18 protein-coding genes and 2 tRNA genes are annotated in these 20,530 nt (G+C 72.1%); 14 read left to right on the forward strand and 6 right to left on the reverse strand.

Annotated elements, in window-relative coordinates:
* Positions 1-366: 366 nt before the first annotated feature.
* Together ACIRQF_RS15790 and ACIRQF_RS15795 are read left to right on the forward strand one after the other, a co-directional pair.
* Positions 367-1,221 (forward strand): bifunctional DNA primase/polymerase, encoded by an 855-nt coding sequence (locus ACIRQF_RS15790; protein ID WP_404092546.1) that lies wholly within the window; start codon positions 367-369, stop codon positions 1,219-1,221.
* Positions 1,222-1,689: 468 nt separating this feature from the next.
* Entirely contained in the window at positions 1,690-2,049 is a 360-nt protein-coding gene (locus ACIRQF_RS15795; RefSeq protein WP_382477465.1) for a hypothetical protein, read from the forward strand.
* Positions 2,050-2,256: 207 nt separating this feature from the next.
* On the opposite strand, the gene ACIRQF_RS15800 is transcribed toward ACIRQF_RS15795, so the two are convergent.
* The 3 genes from ACIRQF_RS15800 to ACIRQF_RS15810 all read right to left on the reverse strand — a co-directional run bounded on the left by ACIRQF_RS15800 (position 2,257) and on the right by ACIRQF_RS15810 (position 5,092).
* Positions 2,257-3,243, reverse strand: coding sequence for a DUF5926 family protein (locus ACIRQF_RS15800; RefSeq protein WP_404092548.1), 987 nt, complete (start codon positions 3,241-3,243; stop codon positions 2,257-2,259).
* Positions 3,244-3,591: 348 nt separating this feature from the next.
* Positions 3,592-4,197, reverse strand: coding sequence for an ATP-binding protein (locus ACIRQF_RS15805; RefSeq protein WP_389750744.1), 606 nt, complete (start codon positions 4,195-4,197; stop codon positions 3,592-3,594).
* A 73-nt stretch (positions 4,198-4,270) separates the two neighbouring features.
* Entirely contained in the window at positions 4,271-5,092 is an 822-nt protein-coding gene (locus ACIRQF_RS15810) for a glycerophosphodiester phosphodiesterase (protein ID WP_404092551.1), read from the reverse strand.
* A gap of 148 nt (positions 5,093-5,240) precedes the next feature.
* Between ACIRQF_RS15810 and ACIRQF_RS15815 the strand changes: the two genes are divergently transcribed.
* Positions 5,241-6,824: a trypsin-like peptidase domain-containing protein gene (locus ACIRQF_RS15815; RefSeq protein ID WP_404092553.1), complete on the forward strand. Its 1,584-nt coding sequence runs from the start codon at positions 5,241-5,243 to the stop codon at positions 6,822-6,824.
* A 289-nt stretch (positions 6,825-7,113) separates the two neighbouring features.
* Positions 7,114-7,198: transfer RNA gene (locus ACIRQF_RS15820), tRNA-Ser, on the forward strand.
* A 145-nt stretch (positions 7,199-7,343) separates the two neighbouring features.
* Here the strand turns inward: ACIRQF_RS15820 and ACIRQF_RS15825 are convergent.
* Entirely contained in the window at positions 7,344-7,688 is a 345-nt protein-coding gene (locus tag ACIRQF_RS15825) for a hypothetical protein (RefSeq protein ID WP_404092555.1), read from the reverse strand.
* Positions 7,689-7,929: 241 nt separating this feature from the next.
* Between ACIRQF_RS15825 and ACIRQF_RS15830 the strand changes: the two genes are divergently transcribed.
* Together ACIRQF_RS15830 and ACIRQF_RS15835 are read left to right on the forward strand one after the other, a co-directional pair.
* Positions 7,930-8,202, forward strand: coding sequence for a hypothetical protein (locus ACIRQF_RS15830; RefSeq protein ID WP_404092557.1), 273 nt, complete (start codon positions 7,930-7,932; stop codon positions 8,200-8,202).
* A gap of 2,190 nt (positions 8,203-10,392) precedes the next feature.
* Positions 10,393-10,478 (forward strand) — tRNA-Ser (locus ACIRQF_RS15835).
* A gap of 148 nt (positions 10,479-10,626) precedes the next feature.
* On the opposite strand, the gene ACIRQF_RS15840 is transcribed toward ACIRQF_RS15835, so the two are convergent.
* Together ACIRQF_RS15840 and ACIRQF_RS15845 are read right to left on the reverse strand one after the other, a co-directional pair.
* Positions 10,627-11,073 (reverse strand): SCO4225 family membrane protein, encoded by a 447-nt coding sequence (locus ACIRQF_RS15840; RefSeq protein ID WP_404092559.1) that lies wholly within the window; start codon positions 11,071-11,073, stop codon positions 10,627-10,629.
* 109 nt (positions 11,074-11,182) lie between these two features.
* Positions 11,183-12,154, reverse strand: coding sequence for a bifunctional DNA primase/polymerase (locus tag ACIRQF_RS15845; RefSeq protein ID WP_404092561.1), 972 nt, complete (start codon positions 12,152-12,154; stop codon positions 11,183-11,185).
* A 364-nt stretch (positions 12,155-12,518) separates the two neighbouring features.
* On the opposite strand from ACIRQF_RS15845, the gene ACIRQF_RS15850 reads away from it, so the two are divergent.
* The 8 genes from ACIRQF_RS15850 to ACIRQF_RS15885 all read left to right on the forward strand — a co-directional run bounded on the left by ACIRQF_RS15850 (position 12,519) and on the right by ACIRQF_RS15885 (position 20,510).
* Positions 12,519-12,824 (forward strand): hypothetical protein, encoded by a 306-nt coding sequence (locus tag ACIRQF_RS15850; protein WP_376627462.1) that lies wholly within the window; start codon positions 12,519-12,521, stop codon positions 12,822-12,824.
* A 405-nt stretch (positions 12,825-13,229) separates the two neighbouring features.
* Positions 13,230-14,513: an acyl-CoA dehydrogenase family protein gene (locus ACIRQF_RS15855; protein ID WP_404092564.1), complete on the forward strand. Its 1,284-nt coding sequence runs from the start codon at positions 13,230-13,232 to the stop codon at positions 14,511-14,513.
* Entirely contained in the window at positions 14,510-15,496 is a 987-nt protein-coding gene (locus tag ACIRQF_RS15860; protein WP_404092567.1) for a bifunctional MaoC family dehydratase N-terminal/OB-fold nucleic acid binding domain-containing protein, read from the forward strand. The genes ACIRQF_RS15855 and ACIRQF_RS15860 overlap by 4 nt, the downstream gene beginning before the upstream one ends.
* Position 15,497: 1 nt before the next feature.
* Entirely contained in the window at positions 15,498-16,553 is a 1,056-nt protein-coding gene (locus ACIRQF_RS15865) for an acyl-CoA dehydrogenase family protein (RefSeq protein WP_376627467.1), read from the forward strand.
* Positions 16,550-16,966 carry a MaoC family dehydratase gene (locus ACIRQF_RS15870; RefSeq protein ID WP_404092571.1) on the forward strand — a complete coding sequence of 139 codons (417 nt, stop codon included), beginning with the start codon at positions 16,550-16,552 and terminating at the stop codon, positions 16,964-16,966. Before ACIRQF_RS15865 ends, ACIRQF_RS15870 begins: the two co-directional genes overlap by 4 nt.
* Positions 16,963-18,129 carry a lipid-transfer protein gene (locus ACIRQF_RS15875; protein WP_404092573.1) on the forward strand — a complete coding sequence of 389 codons (1,167 nt, stop codon included), beginning with the start codon at positions 16,963-16,965 and terminating at the stop codon, positions 18,127-18,129. The genes ACIRQF_RS15870 and ACIRQF_RS15875 overlap by 4 nt, the downstream gene beginning before the upstream one ends.
* Before the next feature lie 571 nt (positions 18,130-18,700).
* Positions 18,701-19,546: a DUF1906 domain-containing protein gene (locus tag ACIRQF_RS15880; protein ID WP_404092575.1), complete on the forward strand. Its 846-nt coding sequence runs from the start codon at positions 18,701-18,703 to the stop codon at positions 19,544-19,546.
* Positions 19,547-19,943: 397 nt separating this feature from the next.
* Positions 19,944-20,510, forward strand: coding sequence for a SigE family RNA polymerase sigma factor (locus ACIRQF_RS15885; protein WP_376627475.1), 567 nt, complete (start codon positions 19,944-19,946; stop codon positions 20,508-20,510).
* Positions 20,511-20,530: the final 20 nt, after the last annotated feature.

Genomic DNA, 20,530 nt, shown 5'->3' on the forward strand with positions numbered 1-20,530 from the left:
GGGACTTCTGGTGTCCGAGAGATGCGACGAGAGGGTTGAAGACTCGGGGAAGTTGGCTGAAAATTGCCCCCGGTGTGCACCATTTGCGGTCGACTGGCGTCGTTTGAAAGCGCGTCATTTTGAGCGTGACGGGTACGTAATCGGTGACGGGCAGGGGCAGTTGAAGACGCCCCTGGGAACGGACGCGGAACCCGGGCGTCCGCCTTGCCGCAGGACGCACCCTTACCCCCGAGTGGCGGGGAACATGTCTCCTTCCGGAGCGCCCGCGAGCTCGTACGCGCTGAGATGCACAGCGATACGCACGGTGAAGATATCTGCACGTAGTGTGATGTGGATTCGGCGTTCAACGGAAAGGAACGAGCGCTCATGCGCGAGATCCTCGGAAGGCGACGCAGGCTCCGGTTCCGGCGCGGGAAGCGCGAGGCGGGCACGGGCGGGGTCGACCCCGGCACGAAGGCCGGTATGACCCGGCTCGACGCGGCACTCCTGTGCGCCACCGAATGGGACTGGCCCGTCCTGCCCGGCGTAGGGCTCCGGGCGGCGCCGACACCGCCCGGAACTCCCCGGGCCGGCACGCCGGCCGGCTGGCGCGCGGCCGCCGAACGGGCCCTGGGGGCCTGGGTCGGCGGAGCGCGGTCGGCGGGCCCGCGGGCCGACGGCTCACGGGACGCGGGCGCGCCCGCACCGGCCGTCCCCGCCTGCGCGTGTCCCGACCCCGAATGCGTCGTGCCCGGCGCGCACCCCTTCGATCCCGGCCTGCTCGCCGCCACCACCGACGCCCGCATGATCCGCTGGTGGTGGAGCAGCCGTCCCGAGGCCCCGATCCTGCTGGCCACCGGCGGCCGCGCACCCTGCGCGGTCAGCCTCCCCGCCCTCGCCGGTGTCCGGGCGCTCGCCGCGCTCGACGCCCAGGGCATGCGACTCGGACCGGTCGTGGCCACACCCACCCGCTGGGCGATCCTCGTCGCCCCCTACGCCCTCGAACGCCTCGGCGAGCTGCTCCACGCGAAGGACGGCGTGCCCGCTTCGCTGCGCTTCCACGGCGAGGGGGGCTATCTGCCGCTGCCTCCCTCCACCACCGGGACCGGTCAGGTCCGCTGGGAACGCGCGCCGCTGGAAGGCTCGGCGCGGCCGTGGCTGCCGGACGTGGAGGCGGTCGTGGACGCGCTGGTGGAGGCGAGCACCAGCATGCCGGGTGGCGGCAGCAGGCTCGCCTACTGAGCCTCCCGCGCAGGGCCTCACCCGAACGGGTGCGGAACACCCCGACATCCAGGGGAAACGGCCGCGCGGGCGGTCGGCGGGCCGCCGGCCGCGGATATCTTCGCCGGAGGATCCGTTGCGGAGAAGCAGGTGGGCCGACGTATGGGGCGCATGAGTCCGGGGAAGCTCCGTGGTCTGGGGCTCGGGGCCGCCGTGGTGATCGCCGTACTGGTACCGATCGCGGCCTCGGCGGGCCCGTCCGGGAATCCGGCCGGATCCGGCGGCTCCGCCGGTCCCCGGAGCGCCGGGAGGACGGGAACCGCGGGGACGTCCGCGGACGGGAAGCCCGAGGGGCTGCTCGGCGGCCTCGGAGTGGGCGCCACCCCCAAGCCCTCCGCGGCCTCTGGCGGGCCCTCCGGGGCCTCCGGCGGGTCGGCCGGTGAGGGTTCCGCCGCGTCGCCTGGTGGGCTCCCGCGTCCGAACGGGTCCTTGGCGGACTCCGCCACGCACTGCGGTCCCGAACTCGCCTCGCCCGACGGTGTGGAGGCGCAGACCTGTGTGGTGACCGAGGGTGCCGACGCGTGGGCGCGTACGTACTACCGGAACGCGACGGGGCAGGCGGTCGACGCCGTGCTCACCCTGATGGCCCCGGGCGGGCGGACCGTACAGGTGCGGTGCGCGGTCGAGGCGCGGGACGAACCCGGGATGTGCGAGACGCCGAAGGAGCGGATCCGGGGCGCGGCCGGGGAGTATTCGGCGGTGGCGGAATTCGCCGGAGCGGGCGAGGGGGACGACACACCACTGCTGCTGCGCTCGGGGAGCAACGGCGCGGAGACGGAAGGTAGTTGAAGCTTCTCCCGGCTCCGGGCACGAAAACGCCCGATCGCTGGCGACGGGGGATGCACCAGCGACCGGGCTTCCAGAACGGTAACAAGAGATCTGCCGTTCGCAAATTCGATCTCGGTTATTCGGACAGGGATTTAGCCCCCCGACCGAGGGGTTGTGGCGGACATCACCGACTGGTCGGTCTGTCAGTCACCGATACCGCCCGGGGTATCAGCTGAGCGTCACCTGACGGTTGGTGAGACCGCCGCGCGCCCGGCGCTCCTCGACGGTGAGCGGGGCGTCGCCGGCGAGGGCCCCGGCGAGCCGCTCGGCGAACTCGGCGGCGGGCTTCTCGCAGTCCTCCGCGGTCATCGTGGTCGGCAGGTCCCACACCGGAACCATCAGGCCGTGCGCCCGGAACGAGCCGACGAGACGGGTGTCGGGGCCGAGCGAGGAGGTGCCGGCGGCCTGCAGCCGGGCCAGCGCGTCCAGCAGCTTCTCCTCCGGGTACGGCATGACCCAGCGCAGGTGGTTCTTGTCCGGGGTCTCGCACCAGTAGGAGGAGTCGACGCTCGTCAGCTTGACGGTGGGGATGGCGGCGGCGTTGGCGCGCTCCAGCGAGGCGGCGACCTCGGGGTTGGAATTGTCCGAGGACTCCGGAATCCAGAATTCGAAACCGGTGTGCACGACCGGCGCGAAATCGCTGTCCGCGTCGAGCAGGTCCTGCAGTCGCGGCCCCTCGGCCGACACCCGCCGGGGCGCGACCGGGGTGCCGGGCTCGGCCACCAGGGCGCGCTCCAGGGTGTCCGCGAGGTCGCGGGCCAGGTCGCCGGAGGACGAGTCGTTCTGCAGCGCGAGCAGCACGGAGCCGTCGTCGCGGCGCAGCGCCGGCCAGGCCATCGGCAGCACGGTCGCGAGCGTCACGGACGGCACGCCGTCGGGGAGCCCGCCCTTGAGGGTGAGCGGAACGGTCGCGGCGGGCACCAGCTCGCGCAGCGCGACCCAGTCGCACTCGCCCGGCAGGCCCTCGAAGGGGCGCTGGACGAGCTCGGTGACGGCGTGTGCCGCGGCCCGTCCGTGACACGCCTTGTAGCGGCGGCCCGAACCGCAGGGGCACGGCTCGCGCGCGCCGACGACCGGGATCTCCCCGCTCGTGACCTGTGCCTGGTCGGCCTTGCCGGCCTTGCCGGGCTTCGTCTGGGGGCGCTTCTTGGCCATGGTGTGGCTTTCTCCCGATCGCGGCGGTGCTGTGTCGGCGCGAGCCTAGCCGGAGCTCGATCCGCATGCCGGGAGGCCGGGAGGGTGGGACAGGGGGCGTCTCCGGGTACGCCGGGGTGCTCCGGCCCGGGGGGGTCCCGTGTGACTCCCCCGGGATCCGGGCCGGGGGTGTCCCGTGTGCCCCCGGGGTCCGGGCCGGGGGAGTCCCGTGTGACTCCCCGGGGTCCGGGCGCCGGAGGAGTCCCGTGTGCCCCCGGGATCCGGGCCGGGGGTGTCCCATGTGACTCCCCCGGGATCCGGGCCGGAGGAGTCCCGTGTGACTCCCCGAGCCCTGACCGCGCCGGTCCGTCATTCCAGGTCGTCGTACGCGTCGAGGAAGTCGAGGCCGGAGCCGCCGCCGACCCGGGCCGCGAAGTCCTCGCGGCGATGGCCCTCGGTGACGACCACCCACACCGTGACCTCGCCCGTCGCACTGTCCCGTACGCCCCAGTCCTGTGCCAGCGCGCTGATGATGTTCAGCCCGCGACCGCCGTGCGCGGTCACCGACGGTGTGGCGGGAACGGGTCTGGTGGGACCACCGCCGTCCGTCACCTCGACCGTCAGACCGCCGGCCCTGTCGATGCTCCAGGCCGCCCGTACGTCGCCGTCGCCGACCTCCACGTCGCGGCCGAGCGGCCTGCCGTGCCGACAGGCGTTGCTCAGCAGTTCCGAAAGGATCAGTACCGCGTCGTCGACGACCGATTCGGCCATCCCGTTGCGGTGGAGCTGCTCCCGCATCCGGTGTCGCGCCTCGCCCACGCCCGCAGGGCCATGGGGTACGGCCATGCTCGACGACGTGGGCACCTCCTGTGCCACCACCAACGCCACCCCCGAGACCTCCTTTGCCCCACGCCACGTGGTGAATGCCCCAATGGCCTGGACCGGAAACCGGCCAGTACGACTCCGGTGACGCACTCGTGACGATCGCGTACGTCCCGAACGCGCCGGTGCACACCCCCCACCCCCGTTGTGGGTGGGGCAGAGGGGGTTAAAGGCGGCCCAACTGGGACAGCACCTGCTTGGGCCGGTTCGTGATGATCGCGTTCACGCCGAGCCGCTCGCAGAGTTCGACGTCCTCCGCCTCGTCCACGGTCCACACGTGGACCTGGTGGCCGTTCTTCTGGAGCCGGAGGATCACCGCGGGGTGGTGGCGCACGATCCGGATCGACGGACCGGCGATCCGCGCGCCGGCCGGGAGCCGCCCGTCGCGCAGGCGCGGGCTCACGAACTGGGAGAGGGAGACCGTCGGCAGGGTCGGCGCGGCCGCGGCGATGCGGTGCAGCGAGCGCGCCGAGAAGCTCATGACGCGTACGGGGGAGTCCTCGGGCGCGGTGGGCGCGGCGAGCCCGAACCGCTCCAGGAGCTGGAGCAGCTTCTCCTCCACCTGCCCGGCCCAGCGGGTGGGGTGCTTGGTCTCGATGGCCAGCTCGATCCGGCGCCCGGCGTCGGCGACGAGCCCCAGGAGGCGTTCGAGGGTGAGGACCGAGGTGGCCTCGGGATCACGCCAGTCCGGAACCTCGCCGGCCTCCTCGCGTCCCTTCCAGGTGCCGAAGTCGAGGGCGGCGAGATCGGCGAGCTCCAGGGCGGACACGGCCCCGCGCCCGTTGGAGGTGCGATTGACGCGCCGGTCGTGGACGCACACGAGGTGCCCGTCGGCGGTGAGCCGGACATCGCACTCCAGGGCGTCGGCCCCGTCCTCGATGGCCTTCACGTAGGCGGCAAGGGTGTGCTCGGGGGCGTCCTCGGAGGCTCCGCGGTGGGCGACCACCTGGATCGGGAGAGGGTCCGGCTGCTGCGGTGCGTGGGTCACCGCGTCATGGTACGGCTGTCCGTTATGCACCTATATAAAGAAGAGGGTGCGGACGCACAGCTCCGGCTTACAGTGGCCTGACGCGCTGTGGGAAAAGCTGGGCACAGCGACCGTGCAGTCTTGTGGACAGGGAACTGAGGAGAGAGCTGTGAGCACCGAGAACGAGGGCGCGGAGGTTCCGGCGGACCGGAGCGCCCCGTCCACCCCTCCCGCGACTCCTCCCGCTCCGCCCGCCACGACGGAGCGGAAGGCCGGGCAGGCGGCGGAACCGGGGGAGCGGGCCGAGGCGGCGCAGGAGCCGGTGACGGAGCCCGTTCCGAGGGCGCAGGAGTCGGTGCCCCCGGCCCAGGAGGCGCCGGAGGCCCCCGAGACGACGCCGCTGCCGGTGACCCCTCCGGCGGAGCCCCGGACGGCACCCGCGCAGCCGGTCCAGGACCCGGCAGCGGACCGGACCCCTGCGGCACATTCCGCGCACGCTCCGGCGGCTCCGGCGCAGTCCCCCTACGCGGCCCCCTCCCCCGCGGGCTCCGCGGCGGGCGGCTGGCCGCCCGCCCCGCCCGTGGCCCCGGCCTGGGGCGCCGCGGCGCAGCCGGCACCCACCGGCCCGCGCAAGCGCACGGGCGGCCTGGTCGCGGCGGTGCTGGCCGCGGCACTGGTCGCCGGTGGCGTCGGCGGGGGCATCGGCTACTGGGCGGCGTCCCAGCGCGACGAGAACGCGACGAGCTCGACGACGGTCTCCTCCGGCGACTCCCCGGCCTCGTTCAAGCGCGATCCGGGCACGGTGGCGGCGGTGGCCGCGAAGGCGCTGCCCAGCGTGGTGACCATCCAGGCGAAGTCGGGCGGCACGGACGGCGAGGGCGGCACGGGCACCGGCTTCGTCTACGACAAGGAAGGCCACATCGTCACGAACAACCACGTGGTGGCCTCGGCGGCGGAGGGCGGCACGCTCTCCGCGACGTTCTCGAACGGCAAGACGTACGACGCGGAGGTCATCGGCCGGGCCGAGGGCTACGACGTGGCCGTACTGAAGCTGAAGAACGCCCCCTCGGACCTGGCCCCGCTGCCCCTGGGCGACTCGAACCAGGTGGCGGTGGGCGACTCGACGATCGCGATCGGGGCGCCGTTCGGCCTGTCCAACACGGTCACGACGGGCATCATCAGCGCCAAGAACCGCCCGGTGGCGTCCGGCGACGGCGGCAGCGGCAAGAACTCGTACATGAGCGCCCTGCAGACGGACGCGTCGATCAACCCGGGCAACTCGGGCGGCCCGCTGCTCGACGCGAACGGCGCCGTGATCGGCATCAACTCGGCGATCCAGTCCACCGGCAGCGGCTTCGGACAGACGCAGGCCGGCTCGATCGGCCTCGGCTTCGCCATCCCGGTCAACCAGGCGAAGAACGTCGCCGAGCAGCTGATCAAGACGGGCAAGCCGGTCTACCCGGTCATCGGCGCCACGGTGAACATGCAGGACAAGGGCGAGGGCGCGACCATCGCGGAGCAGGGCTCCGGCGGCACGCCGTCCGTCACCCCGAACGGCCCCGCGGCCAAGGCGGGTCTGAAGGCCGGCGACGTGATCACCGGCTTCGACGACCACCAGATCGACAGCGGCCCGACCCTCATCAGCGAGATCTGGACCCACAAGCCCGGCGACTCGGTCAAGGTCACCTACGAGCGGGGCGGCAAGACGTCCACGGCCACGGTCACCCTCGGCGAGCGCACCGGCGACAGCTGAGCCGACCTGCCCCGTCGGCCGTCGGCACGGCGCGGTCCTTCAGCGGCGTCGGCCGTCGGCACGGCGGTCCTTCGGTGGCGTCGACCGTGCGACGGCCGTCGGCCTCGGCCGGCGGTCCGGCGGCCGCGCCGCCCACTTCCGGCGGCCCGTCGACCGGCTCCCCCCGCACCAGAGGGCCGTCACCGACGAGGCCGCGGCGTACGGGACCACCCCACTGATCACGCGCCACTCCCCGACCGCCCACCCGGTAGGCTGTAGCCGCTCCGCACCCCAAACGGTCCGGGGCGAGGGTGGGTTGCCCGAGCGGCCTAAGGGAACGGTCTTGAAAACCGTCGTGGCGAGAGTCACCGTGGGTTCAAATCCCACACCCACCGCTTGCAGGTCAGAGAAGCAGCAGGTCAGAGGGCGGGCCCCGGATTCCGGGGCCCGCCCTCTGTGCTCACCCTGTCTCACCCCGGATCGGCTGTATCCCGGTGCTGACCAGTGCGTGTGGGCCATGTGTGGGCCAGGATCGGCAACTCAGCTGCAGTTGAGTCCCTTCTCGATGAGCGCGTTCGCGCGGGACTGCTGCCCTTTGAGGATCTTGGCGTAGAAGCGGAAGAGCACGGTGAGGCTGTGCCCTGCCCGCTGCGCGACCTCCACGGGGTCCACCCCGGAGTTGATCCACAGGGACACCCCTGCATGGCGGAGCGAGTACGGTACGTCCGCGAGAGGCGTCTTCACTTCCTTCGCAGACAGGGCCTTGAGACGGGCCGCGTCCCAGAGGGCGCAGTACTCCGTGGAGCGGATGCGTCCGCCCTCGGTGGCCCGGAAGAGCCGGCCGTCGTCCGCCACCCCGTGCCGCGCCTTGTGCTCTCGGAGCATTGCCGTGAGCACGGGCGGGATGGGGACCGATCGGGTGGCGGTCCGGGCTCGGCGCTTGAGCCCTCGCTGGTCGTACGACTTCCCGTCGTCGGTCCACCCCGAGCCGACCTCGGGGCGGCTGCCAGCGAGAATGAGCTCTCCCCACCCGGTCTTCGGGAGCGTGCAGTCGCCCGCGCGTAAGGCCGCGATCTCCGAGGGCCGCATAGCGGCGTAGCAGAGGCGACCGAAGAAAGCGGCTAGGATGCTCGCCGCGCACGCTGGCCTGTCGTACGGCCGCGATGAGGGCGGCGGCCTGCTCCGGGTTGGGCACGTATCGGAAGTCGACCTCGTCATCCCGCACCGGCGCTGTCCAGTCCACCCGGCCCAGCGGATTGGCCGGGAGGATCATACGTTCGACGGCATACCGCAGCGTGTTGCTCAGCACCATGCGCTTACGGTTCACGGTGTTGTCGGCGGCTGGCTTCACACTCAACGTCTTGGCGATGGCGTCCAGCGCCGCGCGCAGTCGGTCTGACCGGGCGACTTCCGTCATCTTGTACGTGTTCGAAGTGATCCACGTCAGTGCCGCAGCGACGTCGGCCGGCGGCTGTTCGACCTCGTGGCGCAGGCGCAACTTCCCTGCCTGATCCTGTACCGCGCGAAAGGCCCATCCATACAGCGTCTTCCGAAGGAGGGCGGGTTCCGGGGCCCCACGCGTGCTGGATACGAAGGCAGGCGTGACCGTGGCCAGAGTCTCGGCGATGCTTGGCCGCTGCCTTCGGCCACTTCATCAGCACGTATGCGGTGGCGTGCTCGAACCAGGTGGGAGTGGTCGAGTTGCTGGCTCTTCCGGCAGCGACGCCAGTAGCCGAGCACACCCGCACTGGGTACGACGTGGACGGCAAGCCCCTGCGTTGCATGGTCACCATCCTCCCTGGAGATAGGTACAAGATCCTCTATGAAGTCGACACCGACTAAGTTTCTCCGCCCCGTGAGGGCGGAGGATGTACCGGCGCTGATGGCGCTCCGAACCGAGGCTGAGTCGTGGCTCGGAACTAAGGGGACCGACGAGTGGAGCGATCCCGAAACCGGGACCAAAGCGATCACGAAATGGCGTGCCTCGATCGATGAGGGGCGAACCTGGGTCGTGCAGGGCGCGGCTGGCACCATCCTCGCGACCTTGAGCCGGGGGCCTGTGGACCGAGACTTCTGGACGGACGGCGACTGCCCAGAGACATGCGCATCGACACCTGGCGCACCAACACGGGGATCCACTCGTACTACGAGCGGATTGGTTTCGCGCATGTGTGAACCGAAGCCCCCGCGCATCGCCTGTCAGGATGGCTCGCCCAACGTCCGGTCCACACCCTGAGTCTTCCTGAGGCGCCTGGTCGTGGGGCGGCCAATCCGAGATCGGCCGGGTCAGAGGACTGTTCCGAGCCCTCGCTAGCCGTTGCTCGTAGCGCACTAATCAGTGCGCTACGGTGGAGGACATGGTGTGCAGTTTCGACTGTTGGCCACCAACGCGATCGGGCCCGACCGGCGGCAATCCGGTCAGGCCCTCGCGGTGCAGTACCGAGCCCGGCCGTCTACCTCTCGGCCGGGCTTACTGCTGCCCGGCACGGCCGTCTCAGATTCGTCATGCTGCAGGCTGCACCAATTGCAACATCAAGGCGATGATCGCCACGAGCAGTCCCAGCGCTCCCAGACCTACCTGCCACTTCTCCGGGCCGGTCCACTTCCTGCTGCGTTTGCCCATGTCAGGACTCACCACCGTTGCACCTCCTGTTCCGTCAACTCCCTTGACTGTCAAGGGATATCCGCCGGACCTGCGAAAGGTACGACGAGCCGTTAGGGAACTGGAGGAGCGCTGCCCATCCTACGTACACCTACGACACTCGCTGCGCCTCCGGGGCGAAAGGTGCGGAAGTCGTGGCACCAGCCCCCGTGTCCTCAGCGGCTGACGGATCGACCTTCCAGAAGTGATGCAAGGTCATATAGCGGTGGTATCTGGGACTTAAGTGCTGCGTCTACGCGCATAGGGGGTGTAGCGGAGCTAGAGGTTCCAAATTACATCCCGTGACGAGCTGAGGTTTTTCTCCCCCACAGGCTGTGCCCAATAAAAGCGCAGGTCAATGGGGTATTCAATCGTGCGGCGCGTCTTGTCCACACCTCTGTCCCCAGATTCGTGCACAACTTTCGAGCACTTACCCACAAAGATCGCTTAGTTCGCCCACAGGGCCTGTGGATAACCAGATTGGTGTGTGCCTGACTGACTGTCACCATGTGCGCATGGGTGGCGTGGTCGCATAAGAAAGCGGCCCCCGGTGCAACGGGAGCCGCCTGACCTCGCTCGTCTCAAGGAGAGAAGTCAGCTATGACAGTACCCAGCATGGGTAAGCCGCCAACATCAGGGGATCCTGCGGATGCCCTCCTCCAGCCGTCGGACGTTGCACCGGCGAGACCCCGGCGGGCCATCTACTGGGTTTGCGTAGCGGCGGGCACGGCCGCCCTGGCGGCTGCTATCTACTTCATGCCCTCCGTGGCTACGCCGCTGAGCACAGCCGCCGGCGTGACTGCCATCGTGGTCCCGGTGCTGGAGTCGCGGCGTTCTGGCTCGAAGAAACTGAGAGATCGCCATCCGGAGGTGTAACGCCGCCAGTGTCTTTGTGGGCCATGTGTGGGCCAGGATGGGCCATAACCCCTTGGGTCCCCGTGAAAGAGCAGCTCAGGGCGCGAGCCTGACTGTGCTGTGAACGGTCTTGAAAACCGTCGTGGCGCGAGTCACCGTGGGTTCAAATCCCACACCCACCGCTTGCAGGTCAGAGAAGCAGCAGGTCAGAGGGCGGGCACCCGGCAAGGGTGCCCGCCCTCTCCGCTCGTCCCGGCTCTACTCGACGCACCCGTGTCCCGCAGTCGACCAGCGCGTACGGGCCGGCCGTGGGTCGGGATCACGGTGTCAGACCTGCGCACTCCTGGCGCCGCGCCGGCGCGCCACGTAGCGGAGCAGGGCCCAGATCGCCGCCGCGTTGACGAGGGCGCTGGCCAGGACCGCGGCGTAGAAGCCGAATCCGTCCCACACCGAGGGATCGGCGGCCACGGAAGTGTCCGGTACCCAGTCCGCGGGGCGCGGGTCGGACTCCGAGGGGTAGTCCGTGGGCAGCTTCGTGGGCGGCTGAGAGCCGTAGTGGGGATGGGGGTCCGTGGCAGGGGCCGAGTCCAAGGCGTCCGCCGCGGGTCCGAAGAACGTCAACAGCAGGAAGCTGACCGGCGCCGTGGCCAGGATCGGCCAGACTCCGAAGAACCCGCTGTCCCGGCCGACCGCGAGGTAGACCAGCATCGCGACCACCAGTGCCAGATACGCGTTGGGCACCCACATCTCAGCCTTGGACCAGCGCCGCACCATGTCGTTCCCCGTTTCTGTTCCGCTTCGTTCGACCTGCGCCCAGTCTCGAAGCCGCCGAGGACCGCCACCTGAGTACGCCTACTCATCCTGATCGGCCCTGCGTACCTGGTCAGAGGGGGTGAGTGCCCGGGTGGCCGTTGGCGTGGGGCGGCCGTCCGCCGCCTCGGTTCGCCGGGGTCGCTCTCGCCGTGATCGCCGCCGCCGACGCGAGGGTCGCCTCGATCTCCTGCTCCCCGAGGCCCGTGTCCAGCGCCGCCGTCGTGAGGGCGGTGAGGAGCGGGGTGTCGGGGCCGTTCTCGTAGGCGCGGCACGCGGCCCAGAAGAGGCGGGTGTTGCGCTGGCCGCGTGGGGAGGCGGCCACGAAGCGGACCAGGCCCTGGCCGCCGGCGGACGGGCCGGAGGCCGGTGGGCGGTCCTGGTCCGGGTGACCCCGGGGCTCCGGTGGGGGCGCTGGGGTCAGCAGGGACAAAAGGGCCGGAGGGCAGGGGGCCGGTGAGAGGTCGGCCGTGCCCGGTGCCAGGCGGTAGGTGCCGCGTGGCGTGACCGAGCCCGGGCCGACCAGATAGCCGCCCGCGCCCCGGATGTCGACGCCGGGAGCCAGCCGGCTCGCCGAGTTCGGGATCACGGTGTCCGGCGGGCCGGTCAGCCAGAGGTGCCGGCCGCCGCCCGGGGTGAGCACAGTGACCGTCGGCGGGACGGTGAAGCCATGTCCTCGCGCGAGCGCCGCCAGCGCGGCCACCCCGTCCGTCCCGGCGTGCTCCCCGTCGCCCTCCCGTACGTCCAGGTCCACCCCGATGAGACGGTGCGGCGGGCGCCCGCAGGCGATCCCGTACCCGGTCGCCCACGGAGCCGCGGCGAAGAGGGCCCGTACGTCCGCCGGGTCCGTCGTGGCGTCGTAGACGCCGTGCCCGGGCCGGCCGCACTCGCCGCGGCAGGGCACCGGCCGGCGCTCGCCCCGGTGCGGCGAGCGCAGGGCGGGGAGCTTGGTGCGGGACAGCGGAATGACGGGAAGCCCGCGCTCCGCGGCGGTCAGGGCGTGCGCGAGGGCCAGGGCGGCGGTCTGCCGGGCAGAAGCGGCCATGCGCTTATTTTCGTACACAAGTTCGAGCTTGGAAAGGGGGCGGCCCTGAACTTCGGAAGGGAGGAGCGGAGGGGCGGATCGGCCGAAAAACTGGCGAAACGCTTCCCCTCTTGCCCCGTCCGGTCCCCCGGCGGCCGACCGGTCGCGACACGCCTGAGCTGCGGCTTTGTGGAGGTCGAGGTGGTTTATCGACTTGTCCTCACGCTTGAGGGGGAATCATCCGCTCCGGGGTGGTTCGCCGGGGATTCGGTGGGCAACTCTGGTCTCGCGACGTCGAGCACAACGACTGAGGCGGTCGGCCAACTGCCTTGGATTCATGCGTAGTTCAGAGCTTCGAGCTTCATCGGTTCCCGGAGGAACAGACATGGCAAGCATCCGTACCGCCCGCGTTCTCGCCGCTGCCGCCGCCCTGCCCCTCACCGCCGCGCTCTTCGCCGGGGTGGCCCAGGCCGACAACGGTGGTTTCGCGAACGACGGATCGAATGCGAGCGTCGCCACGATCATCGGCAGCGGTGTCGCCGGCGACAACAACGGCAACTCGACCACGACGCAGCAGGTGGCGACCGGATCCGGCGCCTCCAACCAGAACAGCACCGCGAGCGTGAACGGCTCTGCCTTCACGCGCATCGACCAGAGCAACGCGGTGGTCAACTTCTTTCCGTGGTGGTAGCCGGCCCGACGGGGGGATGTCCGCGGGGTGAACGACGGCCCGTGCGGCGGTACTTCGGTACCGGCGCACGGGCCGCCCCGCTGTCCGGCGGCGCTTCGGCGCGCCGTCGGACCCGCGCCGTCCGCCGGTCATCGTCCGGCGCGCTTCGGGTGGTCGGGCCGATCGCCCGTCGCCGGCCCCTCCGGTCCGCCGCCCTCTCCCTGCCCGGACCCCGCAACTCCGGTGCCGAACCGCCTCCCGTCCGGTGACGTCGTCCGCCTCCCGTCCGGTGACGTCGGCCGCCTGCCGTCCGGTGACCTTGACGGCCTCCCGTCCCGTGACCTTGACAGCCCGCATTGATCTGACGGACAGTCAGAAACCTTACGTGGCAGTCCTGGCAGTCCCGCCCCGACGAGAGGCGTCGCCGTGCACCTCGCCCCGACCGAACGGCAGCTGCGGCTGCGCGCCGAGCTGCGCGCGTACTTCCGCGACCTGATGCCGGAAGGGCCCCCGCCGCCCACCGACGCCGCCGCGCAGCGCGCGCTCCTGCGGCGGATCGGCGGCGACGGCGTGCTGGGGCTCGGCTGGCCCGAGGAGTACGGCGGGCAGGGACGCGGCCCGGACGAGCAGTTCGTCTTCTTCGACGAGGCCTACCGCGCCGGCGCCCCCGTCTCGATGGTGACCCTCAACACCGTCGGCCCGACCCTGATGAAGTACGGCACGGAGGCGCAGAAGGCCTTCTTCCTGCCCCGTATCCTCCGCGGCGAGACCGTCTTCGCGATCGGCTACAGCGAGCCCGAGGCCGGCACCGACCTGGCCTCCCTCCGCACGAAGGCCGTACGCACCGCGGACGGCGACCCGCCGCGCTATGGGGACGCCCCGGCGGACACCCGTGACGGGGGCGCTCCAGGGGGTGTCCGAGGAGACGCGGCCCCGGGCGACGCAGCCGACGGCGCACACGGCGGCGGCGACTGGCTCGTCGACGGTCAGAAGGTCTTCACCTCCAACGCCCACAACGCCGACTGGATCTGGCTCGCCTGTCGCACCGACCCCGACGCCCCCCGCCACCGCGGCATCTCGATCATCCTCGTCCCCACCGACGCGCCCGGCTTCTCCTGGACGCCCATCGAGACCGTCGGCGGACTGATGACCACGGCCACCTACTACGACTCCGTACGCGTCCCCGCGGGACATCTCGTCGGGCCCGAGAACGGCGGCTGGGGCCTCATCACCAACCAGCTCAACCACGAGCGGGTCGCGCTCGCCGCGATCGGGATGCAGGCCGAGGACTTCTACGCGGCCGCGCTCCGCGGCGCCCGTACACCCGATCCGGTGACGGGGAAGCGGCGGATTGACGAGCCGTGGATCCGGATCCGGGCTGCCGAGGCGCATGCCCGTCTGGCGGCAACGCGCCTGCTCAACTGGCGTTTGGTGGGGGACGTGGAGGCGGGCGGACCGGCCCCCGGCGACGCGAGCGGAGTGAAGTTCGCGGGAACCGAATCGGCGGTCGAGGTGTATCGAATGTGTCAGGAGATCGCGGGCGGGACCGGACTCGTCCGAGCGGGCTCGCCGGGAGCGTTCGACGGCGGCGAGCTCGAGCGGATGAACCGGGCCGCCCAGATCAACACCTTCGGGGGAGGGGTGAGCGAGGTGCAGCGCGAGATCGTCGCGACGATGCGGCTCGGCATGAAGGGGAGGGGGCGCCGATGAGCCCCGAGCGGAGCGACCTGTCGACCGACCCGTCGGGCGACCTGCTGTACGAGCGGCTGCGGACGTACGAGGGAAGGTCCGCGTCCCGTGCCGCCGTCGGCAAGGACCCGGTCAACGAGCCCATGATCCGGCACTGGTGCGAGGCCATGGGCGACGTCCACCCGGCCTACCGCGGCCCGGCGGCCGTCGCGCCGCCCACCATGCTCCAGGCATGGACCATGGGCGGCCTGTCCGGCCACCCCGACCGCTCCGGCGCGTACGAGGAGCTGTCGGCGCTCCTCGACGAGGCCGGATTCACGTCGATCGTCGCCACGGACTGCGAGCAGGAGTATCTGCGGCCGCTGCGCCCGGGCGACGAGATCACCTTCGCCAACGTCATCGAGTCCGTCTCGCCGCGCAAGACCACCAAGCTCGGCACCGGGCACTTCATCACCACCCGCATGGACGTGCGGGCCGGCGGCGAGCTCGCCGGCACCCATCGCTTCCGCGTCCTCAAGTACGCCCCCGCGGCCAGGGCCCCGAAGGCGCAGCAGGCCGCCGCGCCGCGCCGGCCACGGCCCGTGATCAACCGCGACAACGCCGGATTCTGGGAGGGCGTGGCCGGGCACCGGCTGCTGATCCAGCGCTGCGGCGGCTGCGCGACCCTCCGCTTCCCCTGGCTGCCCGGGTGCAACGCGTGCGGCTCGCGCGACTGGGACACGGTGGAGGCGAGCGGTGAGGGCAGCGTCTACTCGTACGTGGTGATGCACCACCCGCCCTTCCCCGCCTTCACGGTGTCCGATCCCGCGGCCGACACGGCGGGGCCCTACGCGGTCGGGCTCGTCGAACTCGTCGAGGGCGTGCGGATGATCAGCAACGTCGTCGGGGTCCCGTACGACAAGGTGCGGATCGGGATGCCGGTCCGGCTGGAGTTCCTGCGGGTGGACGAGGAGCTCGAACTCCCCGTGTTCCGCGCGGAGACGGGCGCCGGAGGGGAGGGCTGACATGGACTTCACCCCCACCGAGGAGCAGCAGGCCGCCCGCGAGCTCGCCGCCCGGATCTTCGGCGACCTCGCCACCCACGAGCGGCTCGCCGCTTCGGGGACCGGCGGCGACGCCGAACTGTGGAAGGCGCTGTGCGCCGCCGGCCTCCCCGAGGCCGTCGAGGAGACGGGACTCCTCGGCCTCGTCCTCCTCGCCGAGGAACAAGGGCGCACGACGGCGCAGGTCCCCTTCACGGCCGGCTGTGTGTACGGACTGCTCGCCGTCGCCCGGCACGGTACGGAGGAGCAGCGCGCCCGGCTGCTGCCCGGGCTCAGGGACGGAACGACGGTGGTCACCGGCGCCTTCCCGGCCACCGAGGGCCAGGGAGCCGTACGGGCGGCGGCCGGCGGCCGGCTCACCGGCAGCGTCCCGTGGGTGCCCTGGCTGAGGGAGGCCACCCACGTCCTGGTGCCGGACGAGCACCGGGTCCTGTGGCTGGTGCGCACGGCGGACGCAGGCCCGGCGGAACCGGTCGAGCTCACGGCCCCGTGGTCCGCCGGGCGCCTCGTCCTCGACGGGACACCGGGCGAGCGCCTCGGCGCGGCGGGGGACCCGCAGGGGGCGGCGTACGCGGACGTCCTCGCCGCCGCCCGGATCGCCTTCGCCGGACTGCAGGCGGGGGTCTGCGCCGGCTCGCTGGCGCGCGCGGTCGCGTACACCTCCGTACGGGAGCAGTTCGGGCGGCCGCTGTCCTCGAACCAGGCGGTGCAGCTGAGAGCGGCGGACGCGTACATGGACACGGAGTCGATCCGGGTCACGGCGTACGAGGCGGCCTGGCGCTACGACCAGGCCCTGCCGGCGGCCGAGCACGCCCTGACGGCCGCGTGGTGGGCCTCCGAGGCGGGCAAACGGGTCGTGCACGCCGGCCAGCACCTGCACGGCGGCATGGGCGCGGACCTGGACCACCCCGTCCACCGGCACTTCCTCTGGGGCCGTCAGCTCGACGCGTATCTCGGCTGCGGCACCGAACTCCTCGCCGAACTGGGCGATCTGCTCGCGAAGGGAGAGGCAGCATGACCGCGACCGGAGAGCCCGTGCGAACGGGAGACGAGCTGGCACCGCTCGTGGTGCCGATCACCCGCACCCTGATCGTCGCCGGGGCCGTCGCCTCCCGGGACTACCAGGACGTGCACCACGACGCCGAGCTGGCCCGGGAGAAGGGCTCCCCGGACATCTTCATGAACATCCTCACCACCAACGGCCTCGTCGGGCGCTACATCACCGACCACTTCGGCCCCCGGGCCGAGCTCCGCAGGGTCGCCATCCGGCTCGGCGCCCCCAACTACCCCGGAGACACGATGACGTTGACCGGCACGGTCACGGAGGTCGACGGCGGAACGGTCCAGGTGCGGGTGATCGGGGCCAACGGCCTCGGCCACCACGTGACCGGTACGGTCACCGTCGCGCTGCAGGGGGAGGAGGAGCGATGAGCGTCCGCACCCGGGACTCGCTCGGCGGCCGGGCAGCCATCGCCGGGATCGGCGCCACCGACTTCTCCAAGGACTCGGGCCGCAGCGAGCTCACCCTCGCCGTCGAGGCCGTGCGCGCGGCGCTCGACGACGCGGGGCTCGTCCCCGCCGACGTCGACGGCATGGTCACGTTCACGATGGACACCAGCCCGGAGATCACCGTCGCGCAGGCGGCCGGCATGGGCGAGCTGTCCTTCTTCTCCCGCGTCCACTACGGGGGCGGCGCCGCCTGCGCCACCGTCCAGCAGGCCGCCCTCGCGGTCGCCACCGGGGTCGCCGAGGTCGTCGTCTGCTACCGGGCGTTCAACGAGCGCTCGGGGCGCCGGTTCGGCTCCGGGGTGCAGCAGCGCGAGCCGTCCGCCGAGGGCGCGGCGCTCGGCTGGCAGCTGCCCTTCGGGCTGCTCACGCCGGCCTCGTGGGTCGCCATGATCGCCCAGCGCTATCTGCACACCTACGGGCTGACCCCGGACGCCTTCGGCCATGTCGCCGTCACCGACCGGCGCCATGCGGCCACCAACCCGGCCGCGCACTTCTACGGCAAGCCGATCACCCTCGACGACCACGCCGCGTCCCGCTGGATCGCCGAGCCGCTGCGGCTGCTCGACTGCTGCCAGGAGACCGACGGCGGCCAGGCGATCGTCGTCACCTCCACCGAGCGCGCCCGCGACCTGCGCCGCCCGCCCGCCGTGATCGAGGCCGCCGCACAGGGCGCGGGACGCAACCAGGAGGCGATGACCAGCTTCTACCGGGACGGGCTCACCGGGCTGCCGGAGATGGGCGTGGTGGCCCGTCAGCTGTGGCGCACGTCGGGGCTCGCGCCCGGGGACATCGACGTCGGCATCCTCTACGACCACTTCACCCCGTTCGTGCTGATGCAGCTGGAGGAGTTCGGCTTCTGCGGGAAGGGCGAGGCCGCCGACTTCGTGGCGGCGGACGCACTGCCGCTGAACACCCACGGGGGCCAGCTGGGCGAGGCGTATCTGCACGGCATGAACGGGATCGCGGAGGCGGTCCGGCAACTGCGCGGCACGTCGGTGAACCAGATACCCGGGGCGGCCCGGACGCTGGTCACCGCGGGCACCGGGGTTCCCACGTCCGGGTTGATCCTGGGCACGGACGGCTGAGGAGACGGCCCCAGCGGTGGCCGTGCGGGGCGGGGCGCTTTTCACTCACGCCATGAGGAACACCCCACCGCACCACCCCCGCGCGACCGGCGACCCCGGCACGCCGGACCGCCCCGCCGCCGGCGGCCGCGCCGCGACGGACCACCCTGACGTGGCTGAGGGCCACGGAAATACAGACCCCTGCGGCCCGCCGGCGGACCTGGGAGGGCCCGGTCACCCCGGCGCGACCGTCGGCCCCGGCCCGACCGGCGACCGTGGCGCTTCGGCGGGTCTCGGCTCGACTGCCGACCCCGCCGACCCCGCCGACCCCGCCGAGCTGGCTGACCCCGGCGCCCCTGGCGAGTTTGGCGACCCCGCCGACCCCGGCTACCGGGCCGACCCCGGCGGAACCGACTCCGGCGGGACCGACGGTCCGGGCGCGCTCGACCATCCCCCGGCGACCGGCGATCCACTGGAGGTCCAGGGGCCTCCCGGAGCCCACGCCCGGCCGCTCGGCGAAGCCCCTGCTCACCAGGCTCGCGTGGCCCCTGCCTCTCGGCCGGGTGGAGCGCCCGTCCGTCGGCTTCGTGGCGTGCCTGTCCTGCTGGCCGCTGCCGTCGCGTTCGGGGCGGTGGTCGTCGGGCTGCTCGTCTGGCCGGCCCGTGAGAACCAGGCGCCGGCGCCGGTGCCCGCGGCGGCCCCTGGAGCCCCGGCGCTCCAGTACTTCTCCGGGCGGGCGTTCGACACGTGCGAGGCGCCGTCGGCGGCCGTGATGCGGGCGTGGCGGGATTCGCCGTACCAGGCCGTCGGGGTGTACTTCGGGGGGCGGGGCCGGGGCTGCCCGGTGCAGCGGGAGCTGACGCCCGATTGGGTGGCCTCGATGCACGAGCTGGGCTGGCGGATGCTGCCCCTGTTCGTGGGGTCGCAGGCGCCGTGCGTGATCGCCGAGGCGAAGCGGCGGTACGCCATCGGCCGCACGCCCGGCCCCCAGGGCACCCAGGAGGCCGGGGATGCGGTGCGGGCGGCGCGGGCCCTCGGGTTCGGCGAGGGGAGTCCGCTCTACCTGGACATCGAGGCGTACCGGACCGACGACTCCGGCTGCAACGCGACCACCGTGAGCTTCGTCCGGGCGTGGAGCCGGGAGGTGCGCCGCCTCGGCTACGTACCCGGCTTCTACAGCAGCGCGGACAGCGGGATCCGGCAGCTGGAGCGGGAGCGGCGGGCGGGGACGGAGGACCTGCCGTCCGTGGTCTGGTTCGCGCGCTGGCAGGGCGCCCCGGCACTCGACACCGAGAGCGAGCTGGACCCGGAGGCCTGGCAGCCGCACGCCAGGATCCACCAGTACGCGGGCAACGTCACGGAGACGTACGGCGGCCGGCGGATGACGATCGACCGCAGCGCCGTCGACGCCCCCGTCGCCCGGATCGGAGGGGCGTAGCCCCGTCCCACCGTGCTCCGGCGGGGAAGGGCGTAGCCCCGCGCGGCCGTGCTCCGGCCCCGCCCGGCTGTGTTCCGGCGCCGCTCGGACACCGCTCCGGTGCCGCCCCGGATACCGCCTGCCGCGTCGCCCGGACGCCGCCCGGCCGTGCTCCGGCCCCGCCCGCCGTGCTCCTGCACCGCCCGGACACCGCTCCGGCGCCGCTCGGACACCGCCTGCCGCGACGCCCGGACACCGCCCCGGCGTCGTCGGGACGCCGCCCTGACCCTGACGCGAGGCCCACTGCTCCTCCACCTTCAGGAGGTGCAGAAATCCCCACCCCTACAACCTGAGGGGGATTGCGGTTCGGGACTTGGGGCCGATCCCCGGGACGGTAGCCCGCTCATAGCGTGGAGGCATGACTCCGGCACCCTCTGGTCCCGTCTGCGCCGGCGCCTCAAAGGCCGCCAACGGCCGGGCCCCGTTCGCCTCGTACCCGTCGTTCACCTCGTACGTGCGGGCCCGTGGCCCCGTCCTCCTGCGCACCGCGCGCTCGCTGACCGCGAACCCGTCGGACGCCGAGGACCTGCTCCAGACCGCGCTCGCCAAGACCTTCATGGCCTGGGAGCGCATCGAGGACCACCGTGCCCTGGACGGGTACGTCCGTCGGGCGCTGCTGAACACCCGTACGTCGCAGTGGCGCAAGCGCAAGGTCGACGAGTTCGCCTGCGAGGAACTGCCGGAGCCGGTCGGCCTCCCGGAACCGGACCCGGCGGAGCGGCAGGTGCTGCACGACGCGATGTGGCGTGCGGTGATGAAGCTCCCGGACCGCCAGCGGGCGATGGTCGTCCTCAGGTATTACGAGGACCTCAGCGAGGCGCAGACCGCCGAGGTGCTCGGCGTCTCCGTCGGGACGGTCAAGAGCGCCGTCTCCCGTGCCCTGGGCAAGCTCCGCGAGGATCCGGAGCTGTCGCCCGTACGGTGACCCCTTTCATGCCCCGCCGC

Source organism: Streptomyces sp. NPDC101191 (genome assembly GCF_044767915.1).
Taxonomy (GTDB): Bacteria; Actinomycetota; Actinomycetes; order Streptomycetales; family Streptomycetaceae; genus Streptomyces.